Source organism: Lachnoclostridium sp. An169, from assembly GCF_002160525.1.
GTDB lineage: Bacteria > Bacillota > Clostridia > Lachnospirales > Lachnospiraceae > Mediterraneibacter > Mediterraneibacter cottocaccae.
In genome coordinates, this window is sequence record NZ_NFKT01000001.1 from 304112 (window position 1) to 319564 (window position 15453).

The following is a 15453-nucleotide window of genomic DNA, read 5'->3' on the forward strand; positions in this document are numbered from 1 at the left end:
AGAACAAGGGGGTATTTTGTATGGATTCATTTCAGGTATACAGGGATATGCGGGCAAGGACCAACGGAGAGATCTATATCGGTGTGGTGGGACCGGTTCGGACAGGCAAATCGACGTTTATCAAACGCTTTATGGATCTCCTTGTCATTCCGAACATGTCTGACGCCCACGCAAGAGAACGGACCAAAGATGAACTTCCCCAGTCGGCTTCCGGGACGACGATCATGACAACAGAGCCCAAATTTGTCCCGAAAGAGGCGGCGCCGGTTAAGCTCTCCGAGGATATTGAGGTGAAGGTGCGCCTGATTGACTGTGTGGGCTTCATGGTGGAAGGAGCTTCGGGGCATACTGAAAATAATGCGGAACGCCAGGTGAAGACGCCCTGGTTCGAGTATGAGATTCCCTTTACGAAGGCGGCGGAGATCGGCACCCGGAAGGTGATCCACGACCATGCGACCATCGGATTTGTGGTGACCACGGATGGAAGTGTGACAGATCTTCCCAGGGAGAATTATGTGGCGGCTGAGGAGAAGACGGTAAAAGAACTCAAAAGCATCGGGAAGCCGTTTATCATTCTGCTCAACTGCCGGAAGCCTTACGGGGAGGAGGCAGAGGCGTTAAAGAAGCAGATGGAAGAAAAATACGGCGTCCCCGTATTCCCGGTCAACTGCGAGCAGCTGAAAAATGAGGATATCAATGAGATCATGCGGCAGGTGCTGTTCGAGTTCCCGGTTACGGAGGTGGAATTTTATATTCCCAAGTGGGTGGAGATGCTTTCCCGGGATCATGCGATCAAAAAGGATCTGGTCGAAAATATCAGGAATCTTATGGACGGGATCGATGATATCCGAAGTGTTTCCTCGATGGAGCCGCAGACAGACAGCCCGTACATAGAACAGGCCGGCGTGGAGAAGGTGGAGATGGATACGGGAAAGGTGAGCGTACGGATCCGTTTCGCCCAGAAGTATTACTATGAAGTGCTCAGCGAGCTTACCGGCACACAGATCCGGGGAGAGTACGAACTGATCGCCACCATGAAGGAACTTGCCGCCATGAAAGAAGAGTTCGGGCAGATCAAAGACGCTTTTGCCGATGTGAAGATGAAAGGCTACGGAGTGGTAAGTCCGAAGAAAGAGGAGATCCATCTGGATGAGCCGGTGATTATCAAGCAGGGGAGCAAGTACGGAGTGAAGATCCGCTCCGAGGCGCCTTCCATCCATATGATCCGCGCTAATATTGAGACAGAGATCGCGCCCATTGTCGGAAGCGAACAGCAGGCGGAGGACCTGGTGGAGTATATCCGCAAGGAGAGCGGGACGCCGGAAGGTGTCTGGGGGACAAATATATTCGGGAAATCCGTGGAAGAACTGGTGATGGACGGCATGCGCAGCAAAATCAACATGATCAATGACGAGAGCCAGATGAAGCTGCAGGATTCCATGCAGAAGATCGTCAATGACACAAACGGCGGTCTGGTGTGCATTATCATCTGATCGGGGACGTAGTAAAGTTAAGTTTGACTACGTCCCGAATTGAAGCCCGCTGTGTCCCTTTTTGCACTTTAGTGTGTCCCCCTTGTGCAAAACGTAAATTTTTTTTGAAAATATTATATCTGATATAGAAGAAATTTGTGGATTTTTCAGAAGGGGACAGGGGTATGCGCAAAAAGGGACGGGGGGTATGTCAAGTTGGGGACGTAGTAAAATTCAATTTTACTACGTCCCCAACTTGACATACCTGGCCAAATAGTCTACTATCCAGATAATAAGCATCCGCATACAGACAGGAGGTACTTTACGATGAGCAGACAGTATGAAAAGCTGGAAAAATGTTATGAATATTATAAATCGGTTACGGATTTTGTCCCGCGCGTGGGCCTGATCCTCGGCTCGGGGCTGGGAGGCTACGCGCGGAACATGAGAGTGGTGCAGGAGATTCCCTACGGGGATATTCCCGGTTTTCCGGTATCCACGGTGCAGGGGCATGACGGCAGGTTCCTGCTGGGATACATCGGGAACGTCCCGGCGGTGGTCATGAAGGGAAGGGTACATTATTATGAGGGATATTCCATGGAGCAGGTCGTCCTTCCGGTCAGGCTCATGAAGAAGATGGGGATCGAGGTGCTTTTCCTGACCAATGCGTCCGGCGGGATCAACCGGAAGTTCCATGTGGGAGATTTCATGATGATCACGGATCAGATCTCCAGTTTCGCGCCGTCCCCGCTGATCGGGGAGAATGTGTCGGAACTGGGAGAGCGTTTCCCGGATATGACGCATATCTATGATACCGAGCTGCAGGATCTGATCCGCAGGACGGCAGAGGAGGAGAAGATTGCCCTTCAGGAAGGCGTGTATCTGCAGACGACGGGACCGAATTTCGAGAGCCCGGCGGAGATCCGGATGTATGCGGTTCTCGGGGCGGACGCTGTGGGAATGAGCACGGCATGCGAGGCGATTGCGGCCCGCCATGCGGGAATAAGAGTGTGCGGAATCTCCTGCGTGTCAAATATGGCGAGCGGCATATCGGAGGAAGAACTGAGCCATCTGGATGTCCAGGCGGTGGCGGACCGGCGTGCCGGAGAGTTTGAGCGGCTGGTGACAAAGTGCATTGAGAAGATATAAAGACGGAATATATAAGACAGAGGAGAGAACAGATGAAGACAAGAATTTACAATGCAAGAATACTGACAATGGAAGAAAACCGTCCGGTTTTTGAGGGCGAGATCCATATCGACGGAGATACGATCACCTATGTGGGGGATGCGGCAAATGCCCCGGTGCAGGATTCGGGATGGGACCAGGAGACCGACGCACAGGGAAACCTGGTCATGCCGGGATTTAAGGACGCCCATACCCATTCTGCCATGACGTTTCTGCGATCCCATGCGGATGACATGAAGCTGGACGAGTGGCTGAACAACCGGGTATTCCCGGCGGAGGCGCAGCTCACGGACGAGGATATCTACTGGCTGACCAAGCTGGCTGTCATGGAATACCTCACCAGCGGCATTACGGCGATCTTTGACATGTACATGCACCGTGCCGCAGGGGCAAAGGCTGTGGAGGACTGCGGATTCCGCAATGTGTTCTGCGAGAGCATCAACAATTTCGGGGGGACCCTGGAGGAAGTGGAGCAGGACTACCACACTTACAATCAGGATCCTCACAGACTTGTGAGCTACCAGCTTGGTTTCCATGCGGAGTATACCACAAGCCGGGAACTGATGGAGGGGCTTGCGGCGCTCTCTGACAAATACAGTGCGCCGGTCTATGTACACTGTTCGGAGACAAAGAAGGAAGTGGAAGAATGCCGGAGCCGTACGGGAATGTCTCCGGTGGCCTATATGGATTCCCTGGGGCTGTTCCGCCACGGCGGCGGGCTGTTCCACGGCGTGCATATGGATGAAAGTGATTTTGATATCATTAAGGAGCGGGGGCTTTATGTGGTGACGAACCCGGCTTCCAACTTAAAGCTTGCAAGCGGGATCGCTCCGGTGAAACGCTATCTCGACCTGGGGATTCCGGTTGCCATCGGCACGGACGGACCGGCCAGCAACAACTGTCTGGACATGTTCCGGGAGATGTTCCTGGTGACCGGGCTTCAGAAGGTGCTCTGTGACGATCCGGAGGCGGTTCCCGCCATGGAGGTTCTGAAGATGGCAACGGTAAACGGAGCCCTCTCCATGGGACTTCCGGAATGCGATACTCTCTCGGAAGGGAAAAAGGCGGATCTGATCATGATTGATCTGATGCAGCCCAATATGCAGCCGCTCCAGAATATTGAGAAAAATATTGTCTACAGCGGCAGCAAACAGAATGTGAAGATGACCATGATCGGAGGAAAGGTGCTCTACCGGGACGGAAACTTCTATCTGGACAGCACTCCGGAGGAGATCTACCGGAAGGCAAACGAATCCGCCAGACGGATTCTCGGGTGAAAATCCGGTTGCTTAAATAAGCGGACACACGTATAATAAAGTAGATGGCATTGCCATCTGCTTTATTGTATTAAAGGGATGAGCAGGACGGGGGATACTTATCGGGGAGAAAATAATAAGGGAAGGGGTATACAAGGGATGAAAGCAGCAATATTTGCGTTGGATACAGGTGCCTATAAGGCGAAAGCAGAAAGTGCGGCGGCATCGGCTCTGAAAAGGATGCTGGAACAGGTCGGCTTTGAGGTGAAGGCGGCAGGATTCCTTCCGCAGGACCGGGAAGTGGTGGCGTCGGTTATGATTCATCTGGCGGATTCCGGGTCGGTGCAGCTGATCCTGACCACCGGTGCTGTGGGGTATCTGGAGGAGGACTGTGCCCCGGATGCACTGACAGATGCGGCGGAGCGGCTCCTGCCCGGGATACCGGAAGCTCTGAGGACCTTTAATATCCGCCATTCCAAAAAAGTGATTCTTGACCGCTCGGCAGCCGGGATCCGGAAGAAAACCGTTCTGATCAACCTGCCGGAGAGCGCTAAGACAGCAAAGGAGGACATGGAGTATATCCTGCCGGAAGTGGTTCAGGCGGTGGATACTCTGAATTTATGATGAAGATAACATATTTGGCGCACAGCGGATTTCTGGCAGAGACAGAGGATGCATATTTCCTGTTCGACTATTACAAAGGGGATCTGCCCCGGATGAATCCGCAAAAGAAACTGCTTGTGTTTGCCAGTCACGCACATTACGATCACTATAACCCGCAGATATTTGAACTGCGGAAACATGTTACGACAGTCCGCTTCATTCTCTCATCGGATATCTTTGTCCATGAGGCGGAAGATATTGTCCGCATGAAGCCCAACGAGGACCGGACTGTTCTGGGATGCCGCATCCATACCCTGCGGTCCACGGACGAGGGCGTGGCTTTTCTGGTAAAAGAGAAAGGGCGGACCATCTATCACGCCGGGGATCTCAACTGGTGGCACTGGGAGGAAGAGACGAAAGAGTACAATACAGCCATGCGCCGGGCTTACCAGGCGGAGATCAACAAGCTTCAGAAAGAGAAGATCGACGTGGCTTTTGTACCGGTGGATCCCCGCCTCGGGGAGGCCTACTGTCTGGGGCTGGACTGCTTTATGAAACGGACGGATACGAAGAAGGTGTTCCCCATGCATTTCTGGGACAACTATGCCATATTTGACCGGCTTGCCCTGGAGGCCTGCGCGGCACAGTATGAGGACCGGATCGTGCGCATCGAGCGGGAGGGACAGAGTTTCCTTCTGGAAGATGATCCGCAGGAGAGGAAGAGAATGAACAGAGAGGATGGATTATGACAGTAAAAATATATACAGACGGGGCTGCACGGGGCAATCCGGACGGACCCGGAGGATACGGGACGGTTCTGGAATATGTGGACACGAAGGGGGAGCTCCATGTCAAGGAGATCTCCCGGGGATATGTCAGGACAACCAACAACCGCATGGAGCTGATGGCAGTGATCGCCGGACTGGAGGCGCTGAACCGCCCCTGTACGGTGGAAGTCTACTCGGACTCCCAGTATGTGGTCAATGCATTTAACCAGCACTGGGTGGACGGCTGGCTGAAAAAAGGATGGAAGCGGGGGAAAAATGAACCCGTGAAAAACGTGGATCTCTGGAAGCGCCTGCTGGCTGCAAAAGCTCCCCACAGCGTGAGCTTCCACTGGGTGAAAGGCCATAACGGACACCCTCAGAACGAGCGGTGCGACGAGCTCGCAACCACAGCGGCGGACGGGGATCTTCTGGAGGAAGATACCGGTCTTAACGTGGAGCCGGCGTGAGTTTTTGAGAATAAAGTATCCTGAGTTCCCCCTCCTGAGTTCCCCGGGAAAAAAGGGACTGGACATTTCCCGGTGTGGAATGTATAATCAGATATTGTGTTAAGTAGGACAGACAATCGCGGCTGCAGGCGCCGAAAGGCCGCAGACGAGGAAAGTCCGGGCTTCACAGGGCAGGATGCCGGATAACGTCCGGTGGAGGTGACTCCAAGGCCAGTGCAACAGAAATAAACCGCCGCGGGCACACTTTTCGGAGCAGTCCGGGAAGTACGGCCTGCGGTAAGGGTGGAAAGGCAGTGTAAGAGACTACCGCCCTGGTGGTAACAGCAGGGGCACATGTAAACCCCATCCGAAGCAAGACCGAGAAGAGGCATTGTGGCGGCCCGTCACGCTTCAGGTAGGTCGCTCGAGCACGGCGGTAACGCCGCGCCTAGACAGATGATTGTCCAACGACATAACCCGGCTTATCGTCCTGCTTGACACATTTAACAGTCCGTTCCGGGCCGGTGCGATTATGCCGTACACGGCCCGGAGGGAAAGACAGGAGAAAAAGAATACCATGGGAATGAAGATCAATGCAGAACTGCCCCTTCCGGCGGATCTGAAAGCGGAATACCCGCTCTCCGGGACGATCCGGAAGATCAAGGCAGAGAGAGACCGGGAGATCCGGGATATTTTCACCGGAAAATCCGATAAGTTTGTGGTGATCGTCGGCCCCTGTTCCGCGGATAACGAGGATGCTGTGTGCGAGTATGTGCAGCGCCTTGCAAAAATAAACGACAAAGTTTCCGACAGGCTGATGATTATCCCGAGAATCTATACGAACAAACCAAGGACAACAGGAGAGGGATACAAGGGAATGCTTCATCAGCCGGATCCGGACCGGGAACCGGACCTTCTGGCGGGAATCATCGCCATCCGCAGGCTGCACACCCGCGCCATCAGCGAGAGCGGGCTGACATCGGCGGATGAGATGCTCTATCCGGAGAACCGGAGTTATCTGGATGATATCCTCTCCTATGAGGCTGTGGGCGCCCGTTCAGTGGAGAACCAGCAGCACCGCCTTACCGCCAGCAGCATGGATATTCCGGTAGGAATGAAGAATCCAACCAGCGGAGATTTCTCCGTTATGCTCAACTCGGTGAAGGCAGCCCAGAGCTCCCACCGGTTTATCTACCGCGGCATGGATGTGACGACAGACGGAAATGAACTGGCACATGTGATCCTGCGGGGCGGGGTGGACCGGTACGGCACATGTATTCCGAACTACCACTATGAAGACCTGGTCCGTCTCCAGGAGATGTACCAGGAGAGAGAACTTGAGAATCCGGCGGTGGTGGTGGACGCCAACCACTCCAATTCCGACAAGAAGTTCCACGAGCAGATCCGTATCGTAAGCGAAGTGCTCCACAGCAGGAATTACAATCCCGGCCTGAAAAAGCTGGTGAAAGGCGTTATGATCGAGAGCTACCTCCTGGAGGGATGCCAGAAGATCGATGACCATATGGTGTACGGCAGATCCATCACAGACCCCTGTCTGGGATGGGAGGACACCGAGCGGCTGATTTATAAGATCGCCGAAGAATGCTGAAATAAAATCCCCGGGTGAACCCGCACAGACAGTTTCATGCTGTGCCGGCTTCACCCGGGGATCTTCTGTTTTACCGTCTTCTGCTGTATTTCTCTTCGCAGTATTTGCAGCGGTAGACCTGGTTCTCCTCATCGGTCAGGACAAAGACATGGTCCAGTTCCTGTTCGATGGATGTAATGCAGCGCGGATTCTTGCATTTGATCACATTGCGGATCTCCTTTGGGAGCGTGAGCTGCTTTTTCTCTACAATCTCCTCGTTCTCCACGATGTTGACCGTGATGTTGTGGTCGATGAATCCGAGAATGTCCAGATCCATAAAATCGATGGGACACTCGATTTTCATGATGTCCTTTTTCCCCATCTTGCTGCTCTTGGCATTCTTGATGATTGCCACACAGCAGTCCAGTTTGTCCAGGTGAAGGTACTTGTAGATCTCCATGCTCTTTCCCGCCTCAATGTGGTCAAGCACAAAACCTTCGGAGATCCGTCCGACGTTTAATGTATTTTTTACCATTTTATCTTCCTCCATTAATCTACGTGAATATCGAGCAGCGTGAGAATCAGGGCCATGCGCACATATACGCCGTACTGAACCTGACGGAAATAAGCGGCTCTCGGGTCATCGTCCACTTCCACGGAGATCTCGTTGACTCTCGGAAGCGGATGGAGCACGTACATGTCCTTTGGAGCCAGTTTCATTTTCGCCTTGTCCAGGATGTAGAAATCTTTCATGCGGACATAGTCTTCCTCGTTGAAGAAACGCTCTTTCTGAACCCTTGTCATATAGAGGATATCCAGGTCTGGCATTGCGTCCTCCAGACGGACAACTTCCTCGTAGGGAATCTTCTTCCTGTCAAGAACATCGTGGCGGATATACTCCGGAAGCCGGAGCTCTTCCGGGGAAATGAGGATAAAACGGATTCCCTCATATCTCACAAGCGCGTTGATCAGAGAATGGACAGTACGGCCGAATTTCAGGTCGCCGCACAGACCGATGGTCATGTTGGAGAGGCGTCCTTTCAGGTTCCGGATTGTCAGCAGATCCGTCAGCGTCTGGGTGGGATGCTGATGCCCGCCGTCTCCGGCATTGATGACCGGGATGGAAGAGTGCTGGCACGCGACCATGGGCGCTCCTTCCTTCGGATGTCTCATGGCGCAGATATCTGCATAGCAGGATATGGTGCGGATTGTGTCCGAAACACTCTCTCCCTTGGCAGCAGAACTGGAATCAGCGGAGGAAAATCCCATCACGCTTCCCCCCAGGTTCAGCATTGCCGCCTCATGGCTTAAGCGTGTGCGGGTGCTGGGCTCGTAAAACAGGGTAGCCAGTTTCTTTCCCTCGCATGCGTGCGCGTACTTTGCCGGATTCGCCTCGATATCCTGGGCGAGATCAAGCAGGTTGTCCAGTTCTTCCACGGAAAAATCCAGTGGACTCATCAAATGTCTCATAAATAACCTCCTTCGCATGGCGCAGAAACGCCATTGCTTTATATTATCTGTATCCTATCTGTATGAAAGCAGTTCTTCCACAGACTTTCTCTTCGGTGCCTCCGGGTCTGCATCCGGATATCCGATGGCGATCAGCGCCCCAAGTTCCTGCCCTTCGGGAATATGTAGAAGACCGGAGATCCCGTCCTCGTCGAACACGCCCATGATGACGGTTCCGAGCCCTTTTTCCTTTGCGGCAAGGCAGAATGTCTGGCAGGCAGCGCCCACGTCGAACATCTGCCAGCGGTCTCCCTTCTTTGTCGTGAAGGAGCCGTCGCGCTCATACCCGCATCTGCCCCTGATAAAAGTGACGACGATCAGCATCGGCGCCTGGCGGATAATGGCTGCATTGTAATCGGGGGTGAATTTTTCTGCGATCTCTTCGAGAACAGATCTGTCCTCGACTGCAGTGTAGCGGGTGATCTGCGTGTTTTTCCAGGAAGGGGAATAAGATGCCGTTGACACAATAGAATCAATCAGAGAATGTTCGATCCGGTCAGGCTTATACCTGCGGATACTTCTGCGGGTTTTAATACATTCTGAAGCGTTCATTCAAGTACCTCCCTTATCTGTGACACTTTCCACATAATAATATACTAATTCAGGGGGATTTTCAACCGCTATCTTTCCGTAAAATTTTTTCAAAGATCAGACCTGCCGCAAACCAGTACGGGGCATAGTCCAGACGGATCAGCCCGCGGACATTGTATTTTGCCCTGCTGTAATCCCAGGGACAGGCGCCGTGCTGCTTCAACAGGCTGCCGCAGAGGTATTCCGTCCCGAAGATGCAGCAGGTGTAAACCCCGCCCCGGACCAGGAAGTTCCGCCCTTTTAAAAGTCTGGAAACCGGCAGGAGAAAGCACGCCATCCCGTAGATGGGAAACATCCAGATGGAAGTGTGCGCAGAGAGATTGTGCTCATGCCGTCTCAGGGACCCAAGCCCCGTAAAGACAATCTCCATACACCACCCCAGAATCCCGCATAAAACAAATTTATTCTTCATCATACCCAAAGTATGCATAACAAATCTGGATTTTATACAGGAAATGTATTATAATGTGTTCTTAGCGACGAGCGCAGGAGGTTTATGGCGGCTGAGGGCTGCTGGCAGACCATCAGCCGACAGAAAGCTGCTATGAGAGTGCAACGACAGCCCGCGGTCCGCAGGACTGCGGGCTGAGCGCGAGGAGCGGACGGAGGCGAAAATCGCAAAAGGTTTTGAAGGAGCAGAAGATAAATGAGAACACTGGAAGAATTGAGAGAACAGCTTGACGGGATCGACGATCAGATCACGGATCTCTTTCAGAGACGGATGGAGATCTGCGAGGAGGTCGGTGAGTATAAAGTGAAGGCAGGGCGCAAGGTATACGACCGCCAGAGAGAGAAGGAAAAATTAAACGATGTGGCCTCGAAGGTCACCGGAGAGTTCAATAAGAAAGGTATCCGGGAGCTCTATCAGCAGCTCATGTCCATGAGCAGGAAGCTCCAGTACCAACAGCTTGTGGCTGCGGGCGCCCTGGGAAGGCTTCCCTTTATCCGGGTGGATGACCTGGACAGGAAGAATGTGCGGGTAGTCTTTCAGGGAACGGAAGGCGCCTACGGGCAGGCTGCGATGCAGCAGTATTTCGGGGAGGATGTAAACAGTTTCCACGTCCGGACCTTCCGGGAGGCCATGGAATCCATCGAGGAGGGAGCGGCGGACTATGCGGTTCTCCCGATTGAGAACTCCTCGGCAGGTCCGGTCAACGAGATGTACGACCTGTTGGATGAATTTGAAAATTATATTGTTGCGGAGACAATCCTGCCGGTTGTCCATACGCTGGCTGGACTGCCGGGGACAAAACTTTCGGATATCCGGAGAGTTTATTCCAAGGCGGAAGCCCTGATGCAGACCACCCATTTTCTGGACGACCATTCGGAATGGCAGAGAATCAGTGTGGTGAACACGGCGATTGCGGCGAAGAAAGTCCTGGAAGACCAGGATAAGACCCAGGCGGCCGTGTGCAGCGCCTATGCCGCGAAGATCCACGGCTTAAGCGTACTGGTGGACCAGATCAATGATGAACCGGACAATTCCACCCGTTTTATCGTGGTGACGAACCAGAAGATCTTCTTGAAGGATGCCTCCAAGATCAGTATCCGTTTCGAGGTTCCCCACACCAGCGGATCGCTGTACGCTATTCTGTCCCATTTTATCTACAATGACCTGAATATGACGAAGATCGAATCCAGGCCTATCGAGGGAAGACAGTGGGAATACCGGTTTTTCGTGGATTTCGAGGGAAATATGGAGGACGCGGCGGTGAAGAATGCACTCCGCGGCCTGAGGGAAGAGACAACGAATCTGAAGATTCTGGGAAATTATTAGTACGGGGCTGAACTTTTTTCAGCCGCAAGAGGAAGGAGAAAGATTATGCGCACCAGTGAGCTGATGCTTTACAAAAATATGGAATCCGGCCAGATCCTTAAGGATATGACCTTTCTTATGGAAAACTATGAAAGTGAATACTACAACAGGGAAGATCTCCGAAGCCTGCTTTTTGAGTGTGTGAACCGGCTTCTCGAGCTGTCTGTGAGCCATGGGTTCGAGGGAAACCTCTGGCACACCTACCTCACCTATCTGCTGGCAAATGATGAGAACGCCTACAGTACTTCCTGCGAGATCGTGGGAGAGACGGGAGGGAGCATCAATGAGATTGCCCTCCACGACTTTGCGATTTTCAAGGAACTGTTTGACTACGACTTTACTGCCATGGAGGAGCGGCTTGACGCATCCTGCATGGAGATCCTTCTGGACTATAAAAACGGAAACAGCGGCGGAAAAGTCTACAACCGCCGGGTGAGGGACCGGATCTGCGATCTGAGCCGGGTGTTGGGAAAAGCGGAAAGCGCCCGGGAGTTCAAGGACGGGATCACTCAGTTTTACAAAGAATTCGGCGTCGGCAAACTGGGACTTCACAAAGCGTTCCGGGTGGAACATCCGGAACACAAAGGCGTGCAGATCGTGCCCATCACCAACATCGCCCATGTCCATCTGGACGACCTGGTGGGATATGAGATCGCCAAGAAGAAGCTGATCGATAACACGAAAGCATTCGTGGAGGGGAGAAAGGCGAACAACTGTCTGCTTTTCGGGGACGCCGGAACGGGGAAATCCTCCTCCATCAAGGCAATCCTGAATCAGTATTACGACCAGGGACTCAGGATGATCGAGGTGTACAAGCATCAGTTCAAGGATCTCAACGATGTGATTGCACAGATCAAGAACCGGAACTACCGGTTTATCATCTATATGGATGACCTCTCTTTTGAAGAATTTGAGATTGAATATAAATACCTGAAAGCGGTCATCGAGGGTGGCCTGGAGAAGAAGCCGGAGAATGTGCTGATCTATGCTACCTCAAACCGGAGACACCTGATCCGGGAGACATTCCGCGACAAGGCGGACCGGGATGAGGAACTCCACACAAACGACACAGTGCAGGAAAAGCTTTCCCTTGTGGCAAGATTCGGCGTTACCATCTATTTCGGCTCTCCGGATAAGAAGGAGTTCCAGGAGATTGTCCGCGTCCTCGCAGAAAAAGGCGGAATACACATGCCGCTGGATGAGCTTTATCTGGAGGCCAACAAATGGGAACTCTCCCATGGAGGCCTTTCCGGAAGAACAGCGCAGCAGTTTGTGGATTATCTTCTCGGTCAGGCACCGCAGGAGGAACAGGAGCAGATCGGATGAAGAAACTGGTGAGAGATCTTGCGCGCAGGGTCGGAGCGTTCTCCACGGCTCTGTGCTGTGCCGTCTGCATGAGCGGCTGTACCGGCTTAAGTGCCGGAAAGCTTCTGGATGAGGCGGCGGAACAACTGCATAACGTCTCTTCCTCGGCAAACTATGTGGAGGTGGCAATCCAGCTGGAAGATGTGCTCGAACTGCGGGAGGTCAACCTGGAGATGACCATCGAGAATACCACCGAGCCGCCTGCCGGACACGCCGGGGGAAGGGCCTCCGTCAATATCCGTGACGCGGAGGTGGAGGCAGATCTTGAAATCTACCAGGTGGTGGAGGATGGGGAGTATGTGACCTACAGCAGCATCGACGGAAACTGGGAGAAAGAGGTAAGTGAGACGGCCGCTGAGAACCATCTGGGACTGGACGGCAATATCTTTGCCCGGGAAGGTGAGGCGATGGAATCCTTCCATCTCTCGAAGGAACCTGTGACTGTGGAGGGAAAAGAGTGTTATCAGATGTACGGGGAAGTGACCGGAGAAGAGCTGATGGGACTCCTGGGGAAGGATATGATCAACGCTTTCGGTCTGGTGGACCTGCCCAGCGAGGAGGCGGTCCGGGAACTGAATATTCCGGTGATCTTCGACCTCTACAGGGATGAGATGCTCCCTGCCAGAATCCATGTGAATATGAGCGAAGTGCTCAATGAACTTTACGACTCCTTCGGGGAGACGACAAAAGTGAATCTGTATTCCATCGAGCTTGTCTTTACCGATTATGATAAGGTGGAACCTATTGAGGTCCCGGAAGAAGTGAAAAATGCGGCGGCGTAGATCTTCTGGTCTGCGCCGCCGGTTTTGCGCGGATGACGAATTTGCCTGATGGCCCGTCCGGGAAAACGGAAGATCAGCCCTCTTCCCCGGCTTTTCTGATGCCGCTGATATCGCTGTCGATCACCAGGGAATAGTTGGTATAGTACACGACAAATCCCGGTTTTGCTCCTTTCGGTTTCCGGATCTGTTTTCTCTGTACATAGTCGATCTCTACCTTTTCGCTGCCACGCATGCTGGAATACCAGGCCGCCAGCCGTCCTGCCTCCTCAAATGTCCTGTCCGGCAGTTCGCCGTCCTCGGTCTTTACGATGACGTGGGAGCCGGGAGCCTGTTTGGCATGGAACCACCAGTCGTTCCCGGAGGCAAAGTCAAAGGTCAGCCGGTCGTTCTGAAGATTGTTCTTCCCTACATACATGTGGAAATCGTCGCTGGAGATGTAGTGGAGAGGCTCATTTTTTATCTTCTCCTTTTTGCGGGTCTGCCTGCGCCGGATGTACCCGGTGGAGGCAAGCTCTTCCTTGATCTCTGCGAGATCGCTTTCCGTGAGGGCGATGTCCAGGGCGGTCTGGATGGATTCCAGATAGGTGATCTCCTCCCGGGTCTCCTCGCAGAAGCGGGAGAGAGCCTCGAAGGTGCGCTTCTGCTTGTTGTATTTGTTAAAATAGCGCTGGGCGTTCTCCTGGGGCGTCCTGGTGGGATCCAGGGGGATGGATACCATCTCGTTTGTGTAGTAGTTGAGGGCCTCCAGTTTCTTCTCGCCCTCCGGCAGGTTGTAGCCGTAGGTGTTGATCAGCTCCCCGTAGACCCGGTAGCGGTCACGGTCCTCTGTGTCTTTTAACTGGCGGAGCTGCAGATCGTATTTCTTCCGGTTCCGTTCCAGGGCAGTCTGAACCACGTGACGCAGGTCTGCCGATTTCTGGCGGATCCGGGTGAGCTGGCTGCGGGTGGAGTAGTAGGTCCTTATCACGTCTGATATGGAGGCGAACTCCTGTCTGGTATACCCGGAAAGATGGGTCAGCGGCAGGGCGGAAAACTCTCTGGGCTCCCTGCCGTCGTAGTATACGGCCGGGGAAAAACGGTTCTCCTTCACCGCGGAAAAATAGATGCAGAACTGGTTGTACAGGTGGCGCAGCACATCCCCGGAATACTCTTTTGCGGGAATGGACGAGTCCAGTCCTGCCAGAAAGCAGATCTCCTCGGCAGTCACCGGGCTGATCCCGGTAAAGCTTGTATAAACGGCCTTTGAGAGAGGCATGGGCTTTCCCGTGAGCAGGGGAAGAAATTCCTCAAACGACACGTTGAGGGGATCTGCCTTGTGCAGGGTGTCCGGGATAAAGTACTGCCGGCCCGGAAGCACTTCCCGGACGGAGCTTAACTGAGCGGAGACGTGCTTGATGCTGTCGATGATCATCCCGTCCTCCCTGCAGAAAATGATGTTGCTGTGTTTTCCCATGAGCTCCACCACGAGGTCTTTCCGGCACAGATCCCCCATCTCGTCGAGATGCTCGATGGTAAAGTGGATGATCCTCTCCAGTCCGGGCTGCCAGACCCGGATGATCCGTCCGCCGCCGATATGCTTGCGCAGAAGCATGCAGAAATTGGGGGCGGTGATCGGCCCCGGTTTGTTATCCTCCGTCAGACAGGCAAGGGGCAGGGAGGCGTCGGCGGAGAGCGTAAGCCTCTTCTGACCGTCGGGAGTCTTTATGGTGAGCATGAGCTCATCGGATTCGGGCTGGGCGATCTTTGAGATCCGTCCGCCTGTAAGAACCGTATTAAATTCGTGGACAAGGTCTGCCACGACGATACCGTCAAAAGCCATGGTTATTTCCTCTTTTCTGAATAAAATAAATTCTCTGTGCAGCGAAGAAAACGCGGACAAAGCCCGGTCTGCGCAGAGCAGAATTATTATACCATGATTTCCGGGGACGCGAAACATTTCACGGTTATTTTTTGTTTTACATTGTGCGGTGCCATTTTACATTGTCCGGTTGACCAATCCCCCTGAAAGGGGGTATAATACCATAAGCCGGTCTGCGCATGCGCGCCCGGTATGACAACAACAGAGGATGA

Annotated in this window: 15 protein-coding genes and 1 other RNA gene; 11 read left to right on the forward strand and 5 right to left on the reverse strand. The window is 53.3% G+C overall.

All coding sequences use genetic code 11. The features are described from left to right. The first annotated feature begins 20 nt into the window (after positions 1–20). The 8 genes from spoIVA to B5F07_RS01410 all read left to right on the forward strand — a co-directional run bounded on the left by spoIVA (position 21) and on the right by B5F07_RS01410 (position 7341). Complete coding sequence (gene spoIVA, locus B5F07_RS01375) at positions 21–1493, forward strand: stage IV sporulation protein A (protein ID WP_087159477.1); 1473 nt, start codon at positions 21–23, stop codon at positions 1491–1493. Positions 1494–1799: 306 nt separating this feature from the next. Then, a complete protein-coding gene (locus B5F07_RS01380) occupies positions 1800–2621 on the forward strand; it encodes a purine-nucleoside phosphorylase (protein WP_087159478.1) in 822 nt (273 codons plus the stop codon). Positions 2622–2653: 32 nt separating this feature from the next. Further along, positions 2654–3937 (forward strand): amidohydrolase family protein, encoded by a 1284-nt coding sequence (locus B5F07_RS01385; protein ID WP_087159479.1) that lies wholly within the window; start codon positions 2654–2656, stop codon positions 3935–3937. A gap of 138 nt (positions 3938–4075) precedes the next feature. After that, positions 4076–4540 carry a MogA/MoaB family molybdenum cofactor biosynthesis protein gene (locus B5F07_RS01390; protein ID WP_087159480.1) on the forward strand — a complete coding sequence of 155 codons (465 nt, stop codon included), beginning with the start codon at positions 4076–4078 and terminating at the stop codon, positions 4538–4540. Next, entirely contained in the window at positions 4537–5268 is a 732-nt protein-coding gene (locus B5F07_RS01395; protein ID WP_087159481.1) for an MBL fold metallo-hydrolase, read from the forward strand. Before B5F07_RS01390 ends, B5F07_RS01395 begins: the two co-directional genes overlap by 4 nt. Then, complete coding sequence (rnhA, locus tag B5F07_RS01400) at positions 5265–5753, forward strand: ribonuclease HI (protein WP_087159482.1); 489 nt, start codon at positions 5265–5267, stop codon at positions 5751–5753. Before B5F07_RS01395 ends, rnhA begins: the two co-directional genes overlap by 4 nt. 100 nt (positions 5754–5853) lie before the next feature. Beyond that, positions 5854–6233, forward strand: an RNA gene (rnpB, locus tag B5F07_RS01405) — RNase P RNA component class A. Positions 6234–6264: 31 nt separating this feature from the next. Continuing rightward, complete coding sequence (locus B5F07_RS01410) at positions 6265–7341, forward strand: 3-deoxy-7-phosphoheptulonate synthase (RefSeq protein ID WP_087159483.1); 1077 nt, start codon at positions 6265–6267, stop codon at positions 7339–7341. Positions 7342–7411: 70 nt separating this feature from the next. Here B5F07_RS01410 and B5F07_RS01415 read toward each other — a convergent pair whose 3' ends face one another. From B5F07_RS01415 to B5F07_RS01430, 4 genes are all read right to left on the reverse strand, one after another. Then, positions 7412–7855, reverse strand: a complete 444-nt coding sequence (locus B5F07_RS01415) for an aspartate carbamoyltransferase regulatory subunit (RefSeq protein ID WP_087159484.1) — start codon at positions 7853–7855, stop codon at positions 7412–7414. 14 nt (positions 7856–7869) lie between these two features. Then, positions 7870–8790: an aspartate carbamoyltransferase gene (pyrB, locus tag B5F07_RS01420; RefSeq protein WP_087159485.1), complete on the reverse strand. Its 921-nt coding sequence runs from the start codon at positions 8788–8790 to the stop codon at positions 7870–7872. A 54-nt stretch (positions 8791–8844) separates the two neighbouring features. Next, positions 8845–9381, reverse strand: coding sequence for a nitroreductase family protein (locus tag B5F07_RS01425; protein ID WP_087159486.1), 537 nt, complete (start codon positions 9379–9381; stop codon positions 8845–8847). Between the two features lie 61 nt (positions 9382–9442). Further along, a complete protein-coding gene (locus tag B5F07_RS01430) occupies positions 9443–9835 on the reverse strand; it encodes a putative ABC transporter permease (RefSeq protein ID WP_330397695.1) in 393 nt (130 codons plus the stop codon). Between the two features lie 231 nt (positions 9836–10066). Between B5F07_RS01430 and pheA the strand changes: the two genes are divergently transcribed. From pheA to B5F07_RS01445, 3 genes are read left to right on the forward strand one after another with little or no spacing between them, the layout of a single operon-like run. After that, a complete protein-coding gene (pheA, locus tag B5F07_RS01435) occupies positions 10067–11197 on the forward strand; it encodes a prephenate dehydratase (RefSeq protein ID WP_087159487.1) in 1131 nt (376 codons plus the stop codon). A gap of 45 nt (positions 11198–11242) precedes the next feature. After that, positions 11243–12562, forward strand: coding sequence for an ATP-binding protein (locus tag B5F07_RS01440; protein ID WP_087159488.1), 1320 nt, complete (start codon positions 11243–11245; stop codon positions 12560–12562). Continuing rightward, on the forward strand, positions 12559–13383 hold the full coding sequence (locus tag B5F07_RS01445; protein WP_087159489.1) for a DUF6612 family protein: 825 nt from the start codon (positions 12559–12561) through the stop codon (positions 13381–13383). Before B5F07_RS01440 ends, B5F07_RS01445 begins: the two co-directional genes overlap by 4 nt. Positions 13384–13456: 73 nt before the next feature. Here the strand turns inward: B5F07_RS01445 and B5F07_RS01450 are convergent, their stop codons facing one another. Next, entirely contained in the window at positions 13457–15202 is a 1746-nt protein-coding gene (locus B5F07_RS01450; protein WP_087159490.1) for an Rqc2 family fibronectin-binding protein, read from the reverse strand. Positions 15203–15453 lie beyond the last annotated feature (251 nt).

What these genes read in the sequence shown, in the direction of transcription:
- B5F07_RS01450 (WP_087159490.1), bottom strand. Translation starts at nt 15,202, where the DNA reads ATGGCTTTTGACGGTATCGTCGTGGCAGACCTTGTCCACGAATTTAAT.
- B5F07_RS01445 (WP_087159489.1), top strand. Translation starts at nt 12,559, where the DNA reads ATGAAGAAACTGGTGAGAGATCTTGCGCGCAGGGTCGGAGCGTTCTCC.
- B5F07_RS01390 (WP_087159480.1), top strand. Translation starts at nt 4,076, where the DNA reads ATGAAAGCAGCAATATTTGCGTTGGATACAGGTGCCTATAAGGCGAAA.
- B5F07_RS01380 (WP_087159478.1), top strand. Translation starts at nt 1,800, where the DNA reads ATGAGCAGACAGTATGAAAAGCTGGAAAAATGTTATGAATATTATAAA.
- B5F07_RS01415 (WP_087159484.1), bottom strand. Translation starts at nt 7,855, where the DNA reads ATGGTAAAAAATACATTAAACGTCGGACGGATCTCCGAAGGTTTTGTG.
- B5F07_RS01395 (WP_087159481.1), top strand. Translation starts at nt 4,537, where the DNA reads ATGATGAAGATAACATATTTGGCGCACAGCGGATTTCTGGCAGAGACA.
- spoIVA (WP_087159477.1), top strand. Translation starts at nt 21, where the DNA reads ATGGATTCATTTCAGGTATACAGGGATATGCGGGCAAGGACCAACGGA.
- B5F07_RS01430 (WP_330397695.1), bottom strand. Translation starts at nt 9,835, where the DNA reads ATGATGAAGAATAAATTTGTTTTATGCGGGATTCTGGGGTGGTGTATG.
- B5F07_RS01410 (WP_087159483.1), top strand. Translation starts at nt 6,265, where the DNA reads ATGCCGTACACGGCCCGGAGGGAAAGACAGGAGAAAAAGAATACCATG.
- rnhA (WP_087159482.1), top strand. Translation starts at nt 5,265, where the DNA reads ATGACAGTAAAAATATATACAGACGGGGCTGCACGGGGCAATCCGGAC.
- B5F07_RS01385 (WP_087159479.1), top strand. Translation starts at nt 2,654, where the DNA reads ATGAAGACAAGAATTTACAATGCAAGAATACTGACAATGGAAGAAAAC.
- B5F07_RS01440 (WP_087159488.1), top strand. Translation starts at nt 11,243, where the DNA reads ATGCGCACCAGTGAGCTGATGCTTTACAAAAATATGGAATCCGGCCAG.
- pheA (WP_087159487.1), top strand. Translation starts at nt 10,067, where the DNA reads ATGAGAACACTGGAAGAATTGAGAGAACAGCTTGACGGGATCGACGAT.
- B5F07_RS01425 (WP_087159486.1), bottom strand. Translation starts at nt 9,381, where the DNA reads ATGAACGCTTCAGAATGTATTAAAACCCGCAGAAGTATCCGCAGGTAT.
- pyrB (WP_087159485.1), bottom strand. Translation starts at nt 8,790, where the DNA reads ATGAGACATTTGATGAGTCCACTGGATTTTTCCGTGGAAGAACTGGAC.